This is a genomic window from Nonomuraea sp. MTCD27, assembly GCF_041950495.1.
Taxonomy (GTDB): Bacteria; Actinomycetota; Actinomycetes; order Streptosporangiales; family Streptosporangiaceae; genus Nonomuraea.
The window spans coordinates 36,228-53,321 of record NZ_JBGNUW010000043.1; the positions used below are offsets into that span (position 1 = coordinate 36,228).

Annotated in this window: 17 protein-coding genes; 15 read left to right on the forward strand and 2 right to left on the reverse strand. The window is 73.8% G+C overall.

What is annotated here, in order from left to right:
- The first annotated feature begins 8 nt into the window (after nt 1–8).
- The 15 genes from ACBJ59_RS60230 to ACBJ59_RS60300 are packed head-to-tail and all read left to right on the forward strand — an operon-like array spanning nt 9 to nt 15,018.
- Nucleotides 9–2,318 carry a beta-ketoacyl synthase N-terminal-like domain-containing protein gene (locus tag ACBJ59_RS60230; RefSeq protein ID WP_375118926.1) on the forward strand — a complete coding sequence of 770 codons (2,310 nt, stop codon included), beginning with the start codon at nt 9–11 and terminating at the stop codon, nt 2,316–2,318.
- Complete coding sequence (locus ACBJ59_RS60235) at nt 2,315–3,043, forward strand: nitroreductase family protein (RefSeq protein WP_375118927.1); 729 nt, start codon at nt 2,315–2,317, stop codon at nt 3,041–3,043. The genes ACBJ59_RS60230 and ACBJ59_RS60235 overlap by 4 nt, the downstream gene beginning before the upstream one ends.
- Nucleotides 3,040–4,287 (forward strand): FAD-dependent oxidoreductase, encoded by a 1,248-nt coding sequence (locus ACBJ59_RS60240; RefSeq protein WP_375118928.1) that lies wholly within the window; start codon nt 3,040–3,042, stop codon nt 4,285–4,287. The genes ACBJ59_RS60235 and ACBJ59_RS60240 overlap by 4 nt, the downstream gene beginning before the upstream one ends.
- The gene (locus ACBJ59_RS60245) at nt 4,284–5,153 is read left to right on the forward strand and encodes an alpha/beta fold hydrolase (protein ID WP_364131862.1); all 870 of its coding nucleotides are present in this window, start codon (nt 4,284–4,286) and stop codon (nt 5,151–5,153) included. The genes ACBJ59_RS60240 and ACBJ59_RS60245 overlap by 4 nt, the downstream gene beginning before the upstream one ends.
- A gap of 28 nt (nt 5,154–5,181) precedes the next feature.
- Nucleotides 5,182–6,087: an ACP S-malonyltransferase gene (locus ACBJ59_RS60250; protein ID WP_375118929.1), complete on the forward strand. Its 906-nt coding sequence runs from the start codon at nt 5,182–5,184 to the stop codon at nt 6,085–6,087.
- Entirely contained in the window at nt 6,084–6,653 is a 570-nt protein-coding gene (locus ACBJ59_RS60255; protein ID WP_375118930.1) for a hypothetical protein, read from the forward strand. Before ACBJ59_RS60250 ends, ACBJ59_RS60255 begins: the two co-directional genes overlap by 4 nt.
- A 2-nt stretch (nt 6,654–6,655) precedes the next feature.
- A complete protein-coding gene (locus ACBJ59_RS60260) occupies nt 6,656–7,504 on the forward strand; it encodes an ester cyclase (RefSeq protein WP_375118945.1) in 849 nt (282 codons plus the stop codon).
- A gap of 41 nt (nt 7,505–7,545) precedes the next feature.
- Nucleotides 7,546–8,328, forward strand: coding sequence for an alpha/beta fold hydrolase (locus tag ACBJ59_RS60265; protein ID WP_375118931.1), 783 nt, complete (start codon nt 7,546–7,548; stop codon nt 8,326–8,328).
- Nucleotides 8,325–8,819 carry a hypothetical protein gene (locus tag ACBJ59_RS60270; RefSeq protein ID WP_375118932.1) on the forward strand — a complete coding sequence of 165 codons (495 nt, stop codon included), beginning with the start codon at nt 8,325–8,327 and terminating at the stop codon, nt 8,817–8,819. Before ACBJ59_RS60265 ends, ACBJ59_RS60270 begins: the two co-directional genes overlap by 4 nt.
- Nucleotides 8,816–9,826, forward strand: a complete 1,011-nt coding sequence (locus ACBJ59_RS60275) for a nitrous oxide reductase family maturation protein NosD (RefSeq protein ID WP_375118933.1) — start codon at nt 8,816–8,818, stop codon at nt 9,824–9,826. The genes ACBJ59_RS60270 and ACBJ59_RS60275 overlap by 4 nt, the downstream gene beginning before the upstream one ends.
- Nucleotides 9,823–10,761 carry an ABC transporter ATP-binding protein gene (locus ACBJ59_RS60280; RefSeq protein WP_375118934.1) on the forward strand — a complete coding sequence of 313 codons (939 nt, stop codon included), beginning with the start codon at nt 9,823–9,825 and terminating at the stop codon, nt 10,759–10,761. The genes ACBJ59_RS60275 and ACBJ59_RS60280 overlap by 4 nt, the downstream gene beginning before the upstream one ends.
- A gap of 2 nt (nt 10,762–10,763) precedes the next feature.
- Complete coding sequence (locus tag ACBJ59_RS60285) at nt 10,764–11,942, forward strand: ABC transporter permease (protein WP_375118935.1); 1,179 nt, start codon at nt 10,764–10,766, stop codon at nt 11,940–11,942.
- Nucleotides 11,939–13,093: an ABC transporter permease gene (locus ACBJ59_RS60290; protein WP_375118936.1), complete on the forward strand. Its 1,155-nt coding sequence runs from the start codon at nt 11,939–11,941 to the stop codon at nt 13,091–13,093. The genes ACBJ59_RS60285 and ACBJ59_RS60290 overlap by 4 nt, the downstream gene beginning before the upstream one ends.
- Before the next feature lie 15 nt (nt 13,094–13,108).
- Nucleotides 13,109–13,987: a glucose-1-phosphate thymidylyltransferase RfbA gene (rfbA, locus tag ACBJ59_RS60295; protein ID WP_375118937.1), complete on the forward strand. Its 879-nt coding sequence runs from the start codon at nt 13,109–13,111 to the stop codon at nt 13,985–13,987.
- A gap of 14 nt (nt 13,988–14,001) precedes the next feature.
- The gene (locus ACBJ59_RS60300; protein ID WP_375118938.1) at nt 14,002–15,018 is read left to right on the forward strand and encodes a hypothetical protein; all 1,017 of its coding nucleotides are present in this window, start codon (nt 14,002–14,004) and stop codon (nt 15,016–15,018) included.
- Between the two features lie 11 nt (nt 15,019–15,029).
- Here ACBJ59_RS60300 and ACBJ59_RS60305 read toward each other — a convergent pair whose 3' ends face one another.
- Together ACBJ59_RS60305 and ACBJ59_RS60310 are read right to left on the reverse strand one after the other, a co-directional pair.
- A complete protein-coding gene (locus ACBJ59_RS60305; protein WP_375118946.1) occupies nt 15,030–16,193 on the reverse strand; it encodes a cysteine desulfurase family protein in 1,164 nt (387 codons plus the stop codon).
- A gap of 5 nt (nt 16,194–16,198) precedes the next feature.
- Nucleotides 16,199–17,089, reverse strand: coding sequence for a hypothetical protein (locus ACBJ59_RS60310; RefSeq protein WP_375118939.1), 891 nt, complete (start codon nt 17,087–17,089; stop codon nt 16,199–16,201).
- Nucleotides 17,090–17,094 lie beyond the last annotated feature (5 nt).

Below are 17,094 nucleotides of genomic sequence, written 5' to 3' on the forward strand. Positions count from 1 at the left end.
AGACAAGCATGGCGCTGCGGCCCGTCGTGGTCACCGGCCTGGGCATCATCTGCGCGGCCGGCCGCGACCCCGCCGAGTTCTGGAGGCGGCTCACCACCGGCCAGGGCGGACTCACCCCGATCGAGGACGAGGCCTTCGCCGTGTTCACGGCGAGGCACGCGGGCCAGGTGCCCGACGAGTGGATCGACGAGCAGCTTCCCGGCCCCGACACCGGCTCCGACACCGGCCCCGACACCGGCCCCGACACCGGCCCCGACACCGGCCACGACCGTACGGCCAGGCTCGCGCTCGTCGCCGCCCGCCAGGCGATCGAGCAGGCGGGGCTGACGGACGGCGGGCCAGACCCGGAGCGGTTCGGGATCATCCTCGGCAAGTGCCAGGCGACCCCCGACGCGGCGGGCCGCTACCAGCCCATGCACCGCACGGGCGACGTGGTGGCGGAGCGGCTGGGCCTGCGCGGCCCGCGCATCCTGGTCTCCACCGCGTGCGCCGCCGGCGGCAACGCCGTCGGCCTGGCCAAGGACAAGATCCTCACCGGCGAGGCGGACGCGGTCCTGGCGGGCGGCGTGGACCCGCTGCTGTTCGGCACGTACGCGGGCTTCGCGGGCCTGCAGGCGCTGAGCACCGGCCCCTGCCGCCCCTACAGCCACTCCGACGGGCTCAACCTCGGCGAGGGCGCGGCCTTCCTGCTGCTGGAGCCGCTGGACCTGGCCCTGGCCCGGGGCGCCACCCCGCTGGCCGAAGTGGCGGGCTACGGGCTCTCCGCCGACGCCTACCACGCCACCGCCCCCGACCCCACCGGTCGCGGCGGGGCCGGCGCGATGCGGCGGGCCCTCGCCGACGCCGGCCTCACCCCCGGCGACGTGCACTACGTCAGCGGCCACGGCACCGGCACCCCGGCCAACGACGCCATGGAGGCCAAGGTCATGCGCGTGGTCTTCGGCGACCGCGCCGGCCAGGTGCCCACCAGCAGCATCAAGTCCTTCGTCGGCCACACGCTGGGCGCGGCCGGCGCCGTGGAGGCGGTGGCCAGCGTGCTGGCCCTGCGGCACGGCACGGCCCCGCCCACGATCGGCTTCGACGACGACACCGTGACCGACACCGGCCTGGACTTCGTGCCGAACCGGGCCAGGACCCTGCCCATCGACACCGTGGTCTCCAACAACTACGCCTTCGGCGGCAACAACGTCTCGCTCGTGCTGACCCGGCCCCGAGGCCCGCGCGAGCACGAGGAGCTGCCCCGGCGCGACGCCGTGATCACCGGGCTGGGCCCGGTGACCGGCGTCGGCGCCGGGATCGCCGAGGTGACCGCGGCCGTCGCCGAGGGTCGCCAGGAGCCCGGCCGGCCGCCGTCCCTGGACGGGCGGACGTACGCGCCGCGCTCGCTGTGGCGGCACATGAACCACCTGTCCCGCATGGCCATCGCGGCCTCCCGGCTGGCCTGGGAGGACGCCGGGCTGAAGCTGCCCAGGAAGGCGCTGGACGACGTCGGGCTGGTGTTCGCCACCGGTGCCGGGTCGGCCGAGAGCACCAGCGGGTTCGACGAGAGCATCGCGCTCAACCCGAACAAACCGGCCGTGCTCAGCTTCTCCAACGTCGTGCTCAACGCCACCGGCGGCGCGGTCTGCCAGACGCTGGGCCTGCGCGGCCCGACCACCACGATCTGCAACGGCGGGGCGTCGGCCTCGATCGCCCTCGACTGCGCGCTGGAGATGATCAGAGCGGGCAAGGCCGAGGTGGTCATGGTCGTGGCGGCGGACGAAACCGCCGCCCCGCAGTCCGCCGCCGAGGCCTTCGTGCCGTACGGCCCGGGATCGGCCGGGCCCGTCCCGGGATCGGCTGCCGTGGCCTTCGTGGTCGAGTCGGCCGAGCACTGCGCGGAGCGGGGCGGCCGGCCGTACGCGCGGGTGGCCGGGACGACGCACGCGAGCGGTGCGGGAGCCGAACCGGTCAGGCGCAGCCTCGCCCTGATCGGGGCGGGCGCGCCGGAGCTCGTGATCGGCGCGGGCACCGGGCTGCCGGAGGACGGCGAGGAGGCCGCCGCCGTGCTCGGGGCCGCCCCCGGGACGCTCCTCACCAGCTCCGCCGCGCTGACCGGCGACTGCCAGGCGGCGACCGGGGCCATGAACATCGCCCTGGGCGCGCTGGCCGTACGGGAGCGGATCGCCCCCGCGCTGACCGGCCTCGCCACCCCGCTCGCCGGCGACCTCGCCTCCTACGTGACCAAGCCGGACCTGTCCGGCCCCGTCGGCCGCGCGCTGGTGCTGACCGCCGCGCCCGGATCCGTGCGCGGGGCCGTGCTGCTGGAGGCGGTATGAGCGGGACCCCGTTCGACGTCGCCGAGACCGACCGTCTGCTGACCACCACCCGGTCCGTACGCCGCCGCCTCGACCTGGAGCGGCCCGTCCCCCGCGAGGTCGTCCAGGAGGCGCTGGAGGTCGCCGTCCAGGCGCCGACCGCCAACAACCACCAGAACTGGCGCTGGCTGGTGATCACCGACCCCACCGTCAAGGCGCAGCTGGCCGAGATGATCCGCTCCTCGTGGCAGTTCCACCTCAACGACATCTGGACCAGGGCGGGACGGCGGCGCAACGACGCGCAGGCCCGCCGCAACCACGCCTCGGCGCAGGCGCTCACCGAGACGATCGCGGCGGTCCCCGTCCTGGTGATCCCGTGCGTCCTCGGGCGCCCGCCGGACATCGCGGCCATCAACGACGCCTGGCGCGAGCGGATGTCCGACAAGGTGTCGGAGGACCCCGGTCACCTGGTCCGGCACGGCGAGACGCGGGCCAGCATCTTCTACGGCTCGATCTTCCCGGCCGTCTGGTCCTTCCAGCTCGCCCTGCGCAGCCGGGGCCTCGGCAGCACCATCACCTGCCTGCACGTGCCCCACGAACGCGAGGTGGGGCGGCTGCTCGGCATCCCCTCCGGGGTCACGCAGGTGTGCATGATCCCGGTCGCGTACACGGTGGGCACCGACTTCCGTCCCGCCGACCGCTACAGCGCCAAAGAACGCACCTACTGGGAGAGGTGGGGGACGTGACCCAACGACCGGAACAGCCCGACGTCGTCATCGTCGGCGGCGGCATCTCGGGCGCGTCGGCGGCCTGCAGGCTCGCCGCCGGCGGGCTCTCGGTGGTGCTGCTGGAGAAACAGGACGCCTACCGGGATCTGGTCCGCGGCGAGTGGCTGGCGCCCTGGGGGATCAGGGAGGCCCAGCGGCTGGGCGTCTACGACTGCTTCTCCGCCGGCGGCGGCTGGGAGATCCGCGAATGGATGACCTGGGACGAGGCCGTCTCCGAGGACGAGGTCGAGGCCGTCGACATGACCCGGTTCATCCCCGGCATCGGCGGCCCGTTCTCCTTCCCGCACCACAGCGTGTGCGAGCTGATGTCCGAGCAGGCCGTGGCGAGCGGGGCCCGGCTGGTGATGGACGCCGCCAAGATCGAGGTCACCCCCGGCCGCGAGCCGGTCGTGACGTACCGGACCCCGGAGGGCGGGCACGAGCTGCGGCCCCGCATCGTGCTCGGCGCGACCGGCCGCGGCAACACGATCGGCCGCCAGATCGGCGTCACCATGCGCAACTCCATGCACCACTGGGGCGGCGGCATGATGGTCGAGGGCATGGACTCCTGGCCGCCCGACGTGCAGGCCATGGGCACCGAGGGCGACGTGATGTTCATGGTCTTCCCCCAGGGGTACGGCCGCGCCCGCCTCTACCTGAACTTCCCCACCGTGAACAAGCACCGCTATCGCGGACCGGGCGGCGTCGAGCGTTTCCTGGCCGCGTTCGAGCTCGAATGCCTGCCCGACCGGGGCAAGGCGGTCACCGAGGCCGTTCCCTGCGGGCCGCTGTCGGTGTGGCCGTCGGTGTCCAGCGTCCCGGAGGGGCCGCCGCTGACCGAGGGCGTGGTGCTGATCGGTGACGAGGCGGGCAACGCCGACACCGTGCTCGGCACCGGCCTGTCCTGCGCGATGCGCGACTCCAGGACCGTCTGCGACATCCTCCTGTCCTCCGGCGACTGGTCGCCCGCGGCGTTCACCCCGTACGTGGCGGAGCGGGAGTTCCGCCTGGAGCGGCTGGCCTTCGGCGCCTCGATCATCAGCAGGCTGCACGTGGAGTTCGGCCCCGCGGCCGTCGAGCGCCGGCGCCGGGTGCGCAGGCTGATGGCGAAGAACTTCGCCGCCCAGGTGACCGGGCTGCTCAACATGGTCGCCCCCGAGGACGTACCGGAGTTCGGCTTCAGCGAGTTCTTCGCGGAGCGCCTGTTCAGGGAGACGGCATGATGGAGAAGAAGACCGTACGCGTCAACGACGTCGACCTGGCCTACGTGGACGAGGGCGAGGGCGACCCCGTCATCCTGCTCCACGGCTTCCCCGACTCCTCCTACCTGTGGCGGAACCAGATTCCCGCCCTGGTCGAGGGCGGTTTCCGCGTCATCGCGCCCGACCTGCGCGGCTTCGGCGACTCCAGCAAGCCGCAGGAGGCCGAGGCGTACGGCATGCAGACCATCGTCAACGACATCGTGGCCCTCAGCATCAAGCTCGGCGTCAGGCGGCCGCATCTCGTGGGCCACGACTGGGGGGCGGCCATCGCCTGGATGTACGCCTTCCTGATGCCGCGCCGGATCGACCACCTGGCCGTGCTGTCGGTCGGCCACCCTGGCGTCTTCGCCACGCCCTCGCTGGAGCAGCGGGCGGCCTCGTGGTACATGCTCTTCTACCAGTTCCCCGGGGTGAGCGAGGAGCTGCTGCGGCGCAACGGCTGGCGGCTGTTCAAAGAGATCATGGGGCGCGACGGCGACCACGACCGCTACCTGCGCGACCTGGCCCGGCCCGGCGCGCTGACCGCCGGGCTCAACTGGTACCGCGCCAACCGCTCGCCCGCCGCCGAGCTGCGCCCGGCGCGGCCCTTCCCGCCCGTGCTCGCGCCGACGCTCGGCATCTGGGGTGCGGGGGACAAGGCGCTGCTGGAGGAGGGCATGGCCGGCTCCGGCAAGTTCGTCAAGGGCCCCTGGCGGTACGAGCGGATCGAGGACGCCGGACACTGGCTCCCCCTCGACGCCCCCGACCAGGTCAACAAGCTGCTGCTCGGCTTCCTCGGCACCGAGCGGCCCGCGCACGAGGAACGGCGACCGCGGCGCCGGTTGTAGCCGGCCGCCGCGAAGGGAGTGGACGTTGATGCTCGGCTTTCTCTTTCCAGGACAGGGGACCGTCCGCGTCGGGATGGGCGCGTGGCTGCGCCGCCGGGCCGTGGCACGGGAGCGGCTGGACCTGGTCGACGTGCTGCTGGCGCGGCCGATCTCGCCGCTGTGCGCGCGTGGGCCGATGGAGCGGCTGGTCGCCACCGAGCACGCCCAGGTGGCGGTGACGGCCTGCAACCTGGCGGCACTGGCCGTACTGGAGGAGGAGGGCTACGAGGCCGCCGTGGTGGCCGGGCACAGCGTGGGAGAGCTGAGCGCCCTGCACGCCGCCGGTGTGCTGGACCTGGCGCAGACGGTCCGGCTGGTCGAGACCCGCTCGCGGCTGATGGCCGAGGTCGGCGTCACCGGCGGGATGCGGGCCGTGATGGGCCTGCCCGTCGCGCGGGTGGAGGAGCTGGCCGAGGCCGCCTCCGCGCCCGGCGAGCCGGTCGTGGTGGGGCTGGAGAACGCGCCGGGGCACGTGGTGGTCTCGGGGGCGCTGCCCGCGCTCGACCGGCTGACGGAGCTGGCCACCGACGCCAGCAAGATCGTGCCGCTCCGGGTCGGCAACGCCTTCCACTCGCCGCTGATGGCCGCGGCCGTGCCGGGCTGGGCGGAGGCGGTGCGGGCCGCGCCGATGCGGGAGCCGCGCGTACCCGTCGTGCCCAACGTCACGGGCGAGCCCACCACCGACCTCGGCCTCCTGCGCGAGGCCCTGATCGCCCAGCTCACCGGGCGGGTGCTGTGGACCCGTACCGTTGCCGCGATCGAGGTGAGCGTGCCCGGCGTGGAGGTGGGGGACAGCAAGGTCCTCACCGGCCTGTCCCGCCGCGCCGAGGCCCGCTGCCTGAGCATGGCCGACCCCGCGACCCTGCGCCGCCTGGCCAGGGGGGTGGCGGCGTGAACCGCGTGGACCGGGTCGCCGCCGCGGCGGCCGGCGGGGACACGGCTCCGGTGCGACGCTGGGGCAGCGCCGTGGTCGGCTATGCGGGGCTCGGCCGGCCGCAGGACCTCGTCGGCGGGCTGCCGCTGGAGGCGGTCTTCACGCCCGCCGAGCGGGTCAGGTCCGCGCGCGGGCGCACCCTCCAGCACTGGGCGGGGCGGCTGGCGGGCAAGCACGCGGTGCTGCGCCTGCTCGCCGTGCGGCCCACCGCCGCACGTCTCGGCCAGGTGGAGGTGCTGCCCCGGCCCACCCCGGCCTGCCGGGCGGACGCGGCCTGCCTCGACGGCCACCCGCCCGCCGTACGGCTGACGGGCGAGCTGGCGGGTCTGGCGGGCGCCGGCGAGCACATCAGGATCTCGCTCAGCCACACCGCCGGACGCGCCCTCGCCGTGGCGCTCCGCTCCGCCCGGCTGCCGGAGGACCCGGCTCAGATCCCGGAGGCGGCAGTCCCGGCCGCAGTCCCGGCCGCAGTCCCGGCTGCAGTCCCGCCGGAAGTTCCGGCGCGGGAGACGGGGAGGGTGACGTGACGATGGACGCCAGGAAGCTAGCGGAGGCGCACCTGCGGGCGTGGTGCGACGGCGACCCCGAAGCGGTCGCCGAAGCGGTCGCCTCCTACGCCGATCCGGACTCCGGCGGCGTGCTGGCCGGCCCCGCGCTGGCCGAGCACGCGGCCGCGGTGCTGGCCCGGTTCCGGAGCCTTCGCTTCGAGGTGGACCGCGTGACCGGCGACGCGGACGCGGCCGTCGTCTCCTGGACGCTCACGGCCGACCACCGCGACTCCTACCTGGGCATCCCCGCCACCGGCGGCGCGGTCACCGTGCGCGGCACCGACCTGGTGACCGCCCACGAGGACGGCGCTCGCGTGCGGCGGGACTTCGACCGGCTGGCGCTGGCCGAGTCCCTGGGCTACGCGGCCAGGTTCGTGCCCGGGACCGACGGGACGCGCGAGTTCGGGGTGAGCGCCCGGGCCGCCACCGGCCGTACCGAACGGCCCGGCGCGCTCGTACTGACCTGGCTGGAGGTGCGCGACGACGCCGAGGCCGCCGACGTGGACCTGCTCAGTGTGGAGATCGTCAAGTCACTGCGGGCCGCCCGCGGCTTCCTCGGCGTGAGCACCTTCGACATCGGCAACCGCAAGTTCACCCTCAGCGCCTTCGACCGCCCCGAGTCGGTACGCGCCGTCCACGCCCGCCCGCACCAGCGGGCCATGCGCCGCTTCTTCAAGAGCGGCCTGTGCACCCGCGTGCACACCAGTGTCTGGCGGCCCGTCCACGCGCGTGACTACGCCCGCTGCCCCGGCTGCTCGGCGGTCGTCGCGGCGGGCACGGGCGCGACCTGCGACTGCGGCTGGACCCCCGACGACGCCTCGACCCTGTGACCTTCCGCCCTCCCGCCCCCACCGAGCGATCTGGAGACTCGATGTTGGAATTCACCGCCGAGCACGTGCCCGGCGACGGCAGGCCGGCCGTGGTGTTCATGTCCGCGCTGTTCGCCGGTGGCTGGATCTGGGACCACCCCTTCCACCGGCTGGCCGCGGGCGGGTGGCCGGTGCTGCGGACGAACGAGGCGATCTGCGCGCTGGACCGCCAGGTGGCCGGGTCGATCGAACGGCTCGGCGACGCGCTGCTGCGGGCCTGCGACGACGCCGGGGTGGGGGAGGCCGTCGTGTGCGCCAACTCGCTCGGCGGGCTGGTGGCCATCGATCTGGCGGGCCGCCACCCCGACCGGGTGCGCGGCATCGTCGTGAGCGGCGCCCCCGGCCTCACCCCCGACCCCGACGTCGGCCTGAGCTTCGACCGGCGAGGGAGCGTGCGCCCGTTCGGCGACGAGTTCGGCGAGCGGATGGTGGCGGCCCTGTTCCACAGCGGGCGCAGCCACTTCGCCCCCGAGCGCATGGCCGAGGCCGGTGCCCTGCTGCAGCGCCCGGAGTCCATGGTGAGCATGGCCCGCAGCATCAAGGCCACCCGCCGGTACCAGGTCAGGCCGGCGCTGGACCGGGTGCGCTGCCCCTCCCTGTACGTCTGGGGCCGGCACGACCGCATGACCCCGGTCGCGCCCTGGCTGGACGTGCTGGCCGCGTACCCCGCGAACGAGGTGCTGGTCGTCGAGGACAGCGGCCACATCCCGATGGTCGAGTGCGCCGAGCGGTACACCGGAGCCCTGGAGTCCTTCGTCTCCCGCTTCGCCGGGGCCCTCGCGTGAGCGCCGCCGCCGCCCTCACGCGCGTGGACGCGCCGGCGGTCCTCATGGGCGTGGACATCGTGGAGTCCGACCGGCTCGCCAGGGCGGCGGCCCGAGGCGGCGAGGTGTTCACCCGCCACGTCTCCACCCCGGCCGAGCAGGCTCTGGGGCCGGGCGTGGCGGCCTTCTCCGTCAAGGAGAGCCTGATCAAGGCGGTCGGCGTCCGGCCGCCCGGCTTCACCTGGCACGACTTCGAGGCCGTGGCGGCACCGCCCCCCGGCTGGGCCGCCCGGCTGCTGGAGGAGGCGGCCGCCGAACTGGCCGTCTCCACGGGCGTGCCGCTGACCGGGGGCGCGTCCTACGCCGTCCGCGGCGCCAGCGCCCGCGCCGCACTCGAACGCCTCGGCCCGGCCGACGGCGTCCCGGTGGGGGTCGCCCGGTGGGGGCGGGGCGACGGGTTGTTCGTGTCGCTGGCGGTCGTCTACGTCGAGGAAGAGGGGGTCCCGTCATGAGGAGATCGGTCCGGCCGGGCGAGTCGATCCAGCGGGTGCTGGACGAGTCCGGCCCCGGAGCGCGGATCGAGCTGGCCGAGGGCGTCCATGCGGAGAGCGTGTGGATCAGGCACTCCGGCGTGACCCTGGCCGGCGCGGGCCTCGGCCGGACGGTCCTCGTCCCGGGCGACGGCGCGCCCCCCGACGTGCCCCGTCTGCACGACGCCGCAGCGGACGTGGTCAGCGGCGTCACCGTGTACGGCCAGGACGTCGCCGGCGTGCGCGTCGAGGCGCTGACCGTGCGCGGCTTCTCCGGCGCGGGCGTGTACGCGCACTCGGTCACCGGCGTCACCGTCCACCAGGTGGAGGCGGAGGACAACGCCGTCTGGGGCGTCTACCTGCGCGAATCCACCACCTGCCGGGTGACCGGCTGCCGCGCCTCGGGCAGCCAGTACGCCGGCGCCGCCCTGAGCTTCTGCCCCCTGTCCGACCACGAGATCGCCGGCAACGAGACCCGCGCCAACGCGTTCGGCCTCTTCGTCGACAACTCCTCCGGCGCCCGGGTGCTGAACAACACCTGCCACGGCAACGCGATCGGCATACTCATGATCAACCAGGTCTACGAGGGCGAGCCGCCCGGCGGGGTCACCGACTGCCTGGTGGCGGGCAACGAGCTGCACGGCAACGGGCTGGCCGCGGGCGCCGGTCCCGACGGGCTGGGCGCGGCGGGGCCGCCGATCTCGGGCGTCGGCCTCGCGCTGATCGGCACCCACCGGGTCAGCGTCGTGGGCAACCACATCCACGACAACCACCCCAGCGGTGAGTCGGTCATGGGCGCCGCCTTCGTCCTGGGCTCCTCGCGCGACTGGGGCGGCGACGACGTCCTGGACACCCACGTGCTGTGGAACCGGGTGCACGGCAACACCCCGCTGGACTACCAGCTCGGGGCGGACCTGGCCCGCCAGACCTTCGCCGCGAACACCGCCGACAAGGGCGACCCGCCCGACGCGCCGGGGTGGCGGCGATGACGGACACCCTCTCCTGCCACGGCCTGAGCAAGCGGTACGGCGACGTCACCGCGGTCGAGGACGTCGGCTTCGCCATCGCCCCCGGCGAGGCGTACGGGCTGCTCGGCCCCAACGGCGCGGGCAAGACCACCACGATCTCCATGCTCGTGGGCCTGCTGCGGCCCGACGCCGGCGGCGTGCGGGTGGGCGGCGTGGACCTGGCCGCCGAACCGATGCGCGCCAAGGCCAAGATCGGCTACGTCCCCCAGGAGATCGCCCTCTACCCCGAGCTCACCGGCCGCGAGAACCTGCGCTTCTTCGGCCGCCTGTTCGGCCTGCCGCGCCGCGAGCTGGCCGGGCGGATCGACGAGGTGCTCGACCTGGTCGGGCTCGCCGGCCGGGCCGACAGCAAGCTCGCCACGTACTCCGGCGGCATGAAGCGGCGCATCAACATCGGCGCCGCGCTCCTGCACCGGCCGGAGGTGCTGATCCTGGACGAGCCGACCGTGGGCGTGGACCCGCAGAGCCGCAAGGCCATCCTCGACGGCGTCGAGCAGCTGGTCGAGGACGGCATGTCGCTGCTGTACACCTCCCACTACATGGAGGAGGTCGAGCGCGTGTGCGACCGCGTGGCGATCATCGACCACGGCCGCATCATCGCCGAGGGCACCCGCCAGGAGCTGATCTCCCTGGTCGGCAGCGCCGACAAGGTGGAGCTGTCGCTGGACGGCGACGTCGAGACCGCCCTGGCCAAGCTCCGCACGGTCGAGGGCGTCATCGAGGCGGCCGGCACCGGCGCCACGTCCATCCGGCTGATCACCGAGGGCGGCAGGTACCTGCTCCCCTCGCTCATCACCGCCGTGGACGGCTGCGCCACCGTGACGGCCACCCAGGTGATCGAACCGGACCTGGAGGCCACGTTCCTCCACCTCACCGGCAGCACCCTCAGGGACTGACCATGTGGAGAGCACTCGTCGCGGTGAGCGCGCTGGAACTCCGCACCCGGCTGCGCGACGGCACCGCCCTGGTCATCGCGCTGATCGTCCCGGTGACCCTGGCCACGCTGTTCAGCCTGGTTCTCGGCGGCGACGACCCGCCGCTGCGGGCGACGGTGGGGTTCGTGGACCTGGACGGCGGCGAGTTCCCCGCGAGCGTACGCCGCGAGGTGCTGGCGTCGGAGGAGCTGCGGGGCAGCGTGACCCTGCGCGACCTGCCCGGCCGGCAGCAGGCGCAGCAGGCCCTGGACGCCGACGAGATCGGCTCGGCCATCGTCTTCCCCGCCGGGTTCAGCCGGAGCGTGGGCGCCGGGGAGGGCGGCGACGTGGCCGTCCTGACCTCCCCGAAGTCGCCCCTGGCCGGCGTGGTGGCCGGCGCCATCGTCGACCGCATCTCCGCCCTGGTGGACGCCAGGACGCTCGCGGTACGCGCCGCGCTGCTGGCCGGGGTGCCCGGCGACGAGGTCAAGGAGCTGGTGGAGCGCAACGGCGCCGCCGGGCCCGCCCTGACCCTGGCCGGCGACCCGCTGTCCGGCGGCAAGGTGGATCTGTCGGTCTACTACGGCTCCGGCATGGCGGCGCTGTTCGCCTTCTTCGTGGTCGGAGCGTCCTTCCGCGGCCTGCTCACCGAGCGCAGGCTCGGCACGCTCGACCGGATGCGCGCCGGGCCGCTGGCCGTGTGGGTGCCGTTCGCCGGCAAGGCCGCCGTGGGATTCACCCTGGCCCTGGTCAGCGTCTGCGTCACCTGGGCGGCCTCGGTGCTCGTCTCCGGCGCGACCTGGGGCGATCCGGCGGCCGTGTTCGTGGTGCTGCTGGCGCACGTGCTGGCCGCCGCGGCGATCACCATGCTGGTGGCCGGCCGGGTGAGGACCGACGCGCAGGCCGACGGCGTGCTCATGGTGGTCTCGTTCGTGATGGCCTTCCTCGGCGGCAGCCTCGTGCCGACGCACAACCTCCCCGGCGTGCTGCAGGGCGCCGCCCTGCTCACCCCGAACGGGTGGACGTCCCGGGCGCTCACCGAGCTGGCCGGCTCCGGTACGGGGCTGGCCGCCGTGGCCGGGCCCGTCGCCGTCCTGTGCGCGATCGCGCTGGTCGCGGGCGTCCTGGCCGTGATCGGGCTGAAGAAGGGAATGCTGCTGTGACCGCGAAGCCACGGCCCGTCCTGGCGCTGGTGTCCGCCAACCTGCGGCGGCACGCCCGCGACCGGGTCGGCCTGTTCTTCATGGTGGTCATGCCGTTCGTCTCCATCGTCTTCGTCGGGATGGCCATCGGGGGCGGGACGGACCGGCTGCCCGTCGGCGTGGTCGCCCACGGCTCCGACCCCGTCACCACCGCCCTGCTGGCCGAGCTGCGCGGCCGCCCCGACCTGGAGATCAGCGTGGCGGGTTCGGCGGCGGAGCTGCGCTCCGGCGTGCGCGCGGGCTCGCTGGCCGCCGGGCTGGTGATCCCGCGGGACCCCGCCCGCCTCGAACTCGTCGTGACCCAGACCAACGGCAGCGGCCTGGCCGCCCGCAGCGCCATCGACGTCGCGGTGGGCAGGGTGGCCGCCGTCCAGGAGGCCACCAGGGCGGCCATGGCGGCCGGCGCCACCCCGGACCGGGCCGCCGCGTACGTCCGGCAGGCGCAGGCGGAGTCGGGCCGGGTCGCCGTGAGCGGCGCCGCCCCGGACCGCGCCACCTCCGCCGACCCGCGCGGCTTCGCCTACACGGCCCCGGCCAACCTGCTGCTGTTCACCTTCATCAACTCCATGGCCGTGGCCGCGGCCCTGGTCGAGAGCCGCCGGCTGGGCATGCTCCAGCGCGCGCTCACCGCCCCCGTCCGGCGCCGGTCGGTGCTGCTCGGCGAGGCGCTGAGCCGGTTCATCGTGGCGCTGGCCCAGGCCGTGCTGATCGTCGTGGTCAGCGCGCTGGCGTTCGGCATCTCGTGGGGCGACCCGCTCGGCGTGGCGGCCGTCGTGGTCGCGTTCTCGCTGGTGGCCACGGGCGCGGCGCTCCTGGCCGGCACCCTGCTGCGCTCGCCCGACCAGGCCCCCGCGATCGGCCCCCCGCTCGGCGTGGTCCTCGGCATGCTCGGCGGCTGCCTGTGGCCGCGAGAGTCGTCGGGCGAGGTGATCAACGCCATCGGCCACCTCTTCCCGCACGCCTGGGGGATGGACGCGCTGCTGACCCTCGCCCAGCCCGGCACCGGTCTCACCGCGGTGCTGCCCCAGGTCGCCGTGCTGGCCGGGATGGCCGCGCTGCTGCTGGGTGCCGCGCTGGCCCTGTTCAGCCGCCGCGCACTGACCGGCATCTAGAAAGGACGGGTCGCGATGAAGGGCATCCTGCTCGCCGGAGGGAGGGGCACCCGGCTGCTGCCCACCACGCTGGCGGTCTCCAAGCAACTCCTGCCGGTCAACGACAAGCCGCTGGTGTACTTCCCGCTGTCGGTGCTGATGCTGGCGGGCATCAGGGACATCCTGCTGATCACCACGCCGGAGGACCTGTCCCAGCTGCACCGGCTCCTCGGCGACGGCTCCCACCTCGGCCTGCGCATATCGTACGCCGAGCAGCCCGAGCCCAACGGCATCGCCGAGGCGCTGCTGATCGGGGCCGAGCACATCGGCGGCGGCCCGGTCGCGCTCATCCTCGGCGACAACGTCTTCCACGGCTACTCCTTCCAGGAGCTGCTCCGGCAGGAGTGCCGCGACGTGGACGGCTGCGTGCTGTTCGGCTACCCGGTCAGCGACCCCCACCGGTACGGCATCGCCGAGGCCGACGCCGCCGGCAGGCTGCTGTCCATCGAGGAGAAGCCGGCCGCGCCCCGGTCCAACCAGGCCGTCGTCGGCCTCTACCTCTACGACGGCGAGGCCGTCGACATCGCCAAGAACCTCACCCCCTCCGCCCGTGGCGAGCTGGAGATCAGCGACGTCAACCGGGCCTATCTGGAGCGTGGCAAGGCGAAGCTGGTCAACCTCGGCCGTGGCTTCGCCTGGATCGACGCGGGGACGCCGGAGTCCCTCCTCCAGGCCGGGCAGTACGTCCAGCTCCTGGAGCAACGGCAGGGCGTCCGGATCGCCTGCCTGGAGGAGATAGCCCTGCGCATGGGCTACATCGACGCCGGGGAATGCCACCGGCTCGGCGCCGCACTCGGTAATTCCGGCTACGGCCAGTACGTGCTCTCGGTGGCGGAGCAGTTCGGGAAGAAATAAGGGGAGGCAGGACCATGACGTTGATGACGTCGTTCACGGGCAGGCCGCCGGCCGGCGGGGCCCACGTGACGGACGTGTACCGCTATGCGGCGCGCAAGGGCGCCATAGAGGCGTTCGAGGTGGCGGCCGCGGATCTGGGGATCGGGACGGGGGAGCTGATGGAGGCGGTGCGGCATCTGGTCGAGAGCCGCCTGCTGCGCCCGGACGAGGACGGGGGCGAGCGGTACGTACCGGTCGATCCCGAGCTGGCCGCCGCCTCTCTCGTGTCCACCGTGGAGCGGGAGATCTACCGGCGCAGGGAGTTGATCGACCAGATCCGCGAGCGGATCGGGCTGTTCGAGGTCCGGCCGGACGACGCCAGGGGCTCGGCCCCGAGCACGGTGGAGTACCTGGTGGGGACCATGGAGGTGCGCGGCTTCCTGAAGACGGCCGGCGACGCCTGCCGCGACGAGGTGCTGGTGTTACAGGCGGGCGGTGTGGTCGAGGACCTGGCGGAGACCTTCCTGACCCTGGTGGCCAGGGGAGTCACCGTGCGCATCATCTGCCAGCACCGCAACCGGGCCGACGTGGGCACCCGGATGCGGATGAAGCGGCTGACCGACGCGGGCGCGGCGATCTACACCGTCAGCCACGTGCCGAGGTCGGCCATCGTCTTCGACCGGTCCCTGGTCGTGCTGTTCGGCGTGGACGACGCCGAGCCCGGTGAGTCCGACGTCATCGAGGCCAACGTCGCCCGCGTGCACAACCAGGGGATCGCCCAGTTCTTCCTGGACCTGTTCAACCACCTGTGGGAGACGGCCACCCCGCTGGTGGGCATCGAATTCGGCTACGCGGACGTGGCCGACGACCTCCAGCAGTCCATCGCGGCCCTGATGGCCAAGGGCTACACCGACGAGGTGGTGGCCAGGAAGCTGGGCATGTCGGTGCGGAGCTGCCGCCGGCACATCGCCACGATGATGCGGGACCTCGACGCGACCAGCCGGTTCCAGGCGGGGGTCCAGGCGGCCAGGAAGTTCCTCCAGACCGGCTGACCCCCGGTGCCTCAGCCCTGGCCGGGTGTGGCGACCGCCACGTCGGCCAGGGCCCGGGCGCGCTCGACGACCAGCTCGACGCCGAGCACCAGGTCCTCGAAGGCCATCCGGGGGTCCAGGCACATCCGGACCGAGCAGTTGGCGTCCTCGGCGTCGACGCCGATGGCGGTCAGCACGTAGGAGGGCTCCTGGGAGCCGGAGTTGCACGCCGACCCGGTCGACAGGGCCACCGACCGCAGGCTGGAGACCAGGCTCTCGCCGCGCACGCCGGGCAGCACCACGCTCAGCACGTGTGGCACGCCCGCGTCCGGGTCGCCGTTGACCCGCACGCCTGGGATCCCGGCCCTGAGGATGTCCAGCGCCGTGGCGCGCAGCCGGCGGACCCGCCGCCACTCGGCGTCCAGCCGGTCCGCGGCCAGCTCGCACGCCTTGCCCAGCCCGACCACGAGGTGGGTGGGGATCGTGCCGCTGCGCAGCGCGTGCTGGCCGCCGCCGTACATCACCGGCCGCAGCCGGTGGCGGATCTCCCGCCGTACGTACAGGGCGCCGACGCCCTTCGGGCCGTGGATCTTGTGGGCCGAGATCGACAGGGTGTCGGCCCCCGCCTCCCGCACCTCGATCGGGATGCGCCCGGCGGCCTGGGCGGCGTCCACGTGCAGCAGGGCGCCGGCCGCGTGGCAGAGGGCGGCCATCGCCGCCACCGGCTGCACGACGCCGATCTCGCTGTTGACCCACGCGGCCGTGGCCACCCGGGTGTTCAGGTCGATCCGCCCGGCGAGGTGGTCCAGGTCCACCCGGCCGCTCGGCAGCACCCGCATGATCCTGGTCTCGACGCCGCGGGCGGCCAGCGCCTGCCCGACGGCCAGCGAGGACTTGTGGTCGGTCGGGCAGAAGACGCCGTTGACCGGGGCGGTGTCGTGGTGGGCGAACATGCCGAGCAGCGCGATGTTGTTGCTCTCGGTCGCGCCCGAGGTGAACACGACCTCGCCGGGGTCGGCCCCGATCAGCCGGGCCGTGGACTCGGTGGCCGCGTCGACCGCCCGCCTGGCCCGCTTGCCCATGACGTGCGGGGAGGAGGGGTTGCCGTACTCCTCCCGCAGGAACGGCAGCATGGCGTCGAGCACCTCGTCGTCCACCCGCGTGGTGGCGCAGCCGTCCAGGTAGATGACCTTCATCGGGGTCACCGCCGGAACGTGCTGACGGTGACGAGGTTGCCGTAGATCTCCTCCTGGGACATCTCGCCGCTGCCGCCGGGGTCGGCGACGACCACCCGCATGCCGGGCAGGTCGTACAGGCTGAGCGCGATGTCCACGCCGGTCTCCACCGGCATCAGGCACTCGCCGGGCGCGAAGATCAGCAGGTTGCGGTGCCCGGCGCGGTACACCTCGGAGACCATCTCGGTGATCTCGCCGGCGCACCCGGTGATGCCGCAGCTGATCAGCGTCCGGTAGTTGCCGTCGGCGTCCAGGAAGGCCACCTCGGTGTCCCGGGAGGCCGCGTCGAGGAAGCGCTTCTCCAGCCGCCCCTGCTTGACGAACCGGTCGGCGGCCTTCTGGAAGCGGTACTTCAGCCAGGTCTCGGGGAAGGCGAGCGGGTGCTTCCGGCTCGGCAGGACGCTCTCCTGCGTCAGCCCGGCCTCGCACAGCGCCTTCTCGTAGGAGGCGGGCAGCGCGGCGAGGTTCGCCAGGAACTCCGCGCGCAGCTCGCTCGCCGGGCGGCCGGCGTTCGGCACGTACTGCCAGTCGTTGATGAGCAGCAGCAGCCGGACGTCCGCGCCGGTCCCGGCGTACTCCTGGAGCAGGTCCACCGACATCCGCCAGGTGTAGCCGGGGAAGATGCCGACGCGGCCGGCGATCCGGCGGCGCATGGTCTCGTCCTGGTGCTCCTCGATGACGCCGGGCGTCAGCCGCCCGGACGCGGGGTCCTCGAACAGCATGAAATGGCCACCCATGATGACCAGGTCGGCGAGGTCGCCGCCGGGCAGTTCGCGGGCGATCGCCTGGCGCAGCTCCTGCTCCGAGGCGACCAACCGGCGGCTTTTGACCACCTGGCCGGTAAGAGCGTGGTTCATGATGC

What these genes read in the sequence shown, in the direction of transcription:
- ACBJ59_RS60230 (WP_375118926.1), top strand. Translation starts at nt 9, where the DNA reads ATGGCGCTGCGGCCCGTCGTGGTCACCGGCCTGGGCATCATCTGCGCG.
- ACBJ59_RS60235 (WP_375118927.1), top strand. Translation starts at nt 2,315, where the DNA reads ATGAGCGGGACCCCGTTCGACGTCGCCGAGACCGACCGTCTGCTGACC.
- ACBJ59_RS60245 (WP_364131862.1), top strand. Translation starts at nt 4,284, where the DNA reads ATGATGGAGAAGAAGACCGTACGCGTCAACGACGTCGACCTGGCCTAC.
- ACBJ59_RS60250 (WP_375118929.1), top strand. Translation starts at nt 5,182, where the DNA reads ATGCTCGGCTTTCTCTTTCCAGGACAGGGGACCGTCCGCGTCGGGATG.
- ACBJ59_RS60260 (WP_375118945.1), top strand. Translation starts at nt 6,656, where the DNA reads ATGGACGCCAGGAAGCTAGCGGAGGCGCACCTGCGGGCGTGGTGCGAC.
- ACBJ59_RS60265 (WP_375118931.1), top strand. Translation starts at nt 7,546, where the DNA reads ATGTTGGAATTCACCGCCGAGCACGTGCCCGGCGACGGCAGGCCGGCC.
- ACBJ59_RS60275 (WP_375118933.1), top strand. Translation starts at nt 8,816, where the DNA reads ATGAGGAGATCGGTCCGGCCGGGCGAGTCGATCCAGCGGGTGCTGGAC.
- ACBJ59_RS60280 (WP_375118934.1), top strand. Translation starts at nt 9,823, where the DNA reads ATGACGGACACCCTCTCCTGCCACGGCCTGAGCAAGCGGTACGGCGAC.
- ACBJ59_RS60285 (WP_375118935.1), top strand. Translation starts at nt 10,764, where the DNA reads ATGTGGAGAGCACTCGTCGCGGTGAGCGCGCTGGAACTCCGCACCCGG.
- rfbA (WP_375118937.1), top strand. Translation starts at nt 13,109, where the DNA reads ATGAAGGGCATCCTGCTCGCCGGAGGGAGGGGCACCCGGCTGCTGCCC.
- ACBJ59_RS60300 (WP_375118938.1), top strand. Translation starts at nt 14,002, where the DNA reads ATGACGTTGATGACGTCGTTCACGGGCAGGCCGCCGGCCGGCGGGGCC.
- ACBJ59_RS60305 (WP_375118946.1), bottom strand. Translation starts at nt 16,193, where the DNA reads ATGAAGGTCATCTACCTGGACGGCTGCGCCACCACGCGGGTGGACGAC.
- ACBJ59_RS60310 (WP_375118939.1), bottom strand. Translation starts at nt 17,089, where the DNA reads ATGAACCACGCTCTTACCGGCCAGGTGGTCAAAAGCCGCCGGTTGGTC.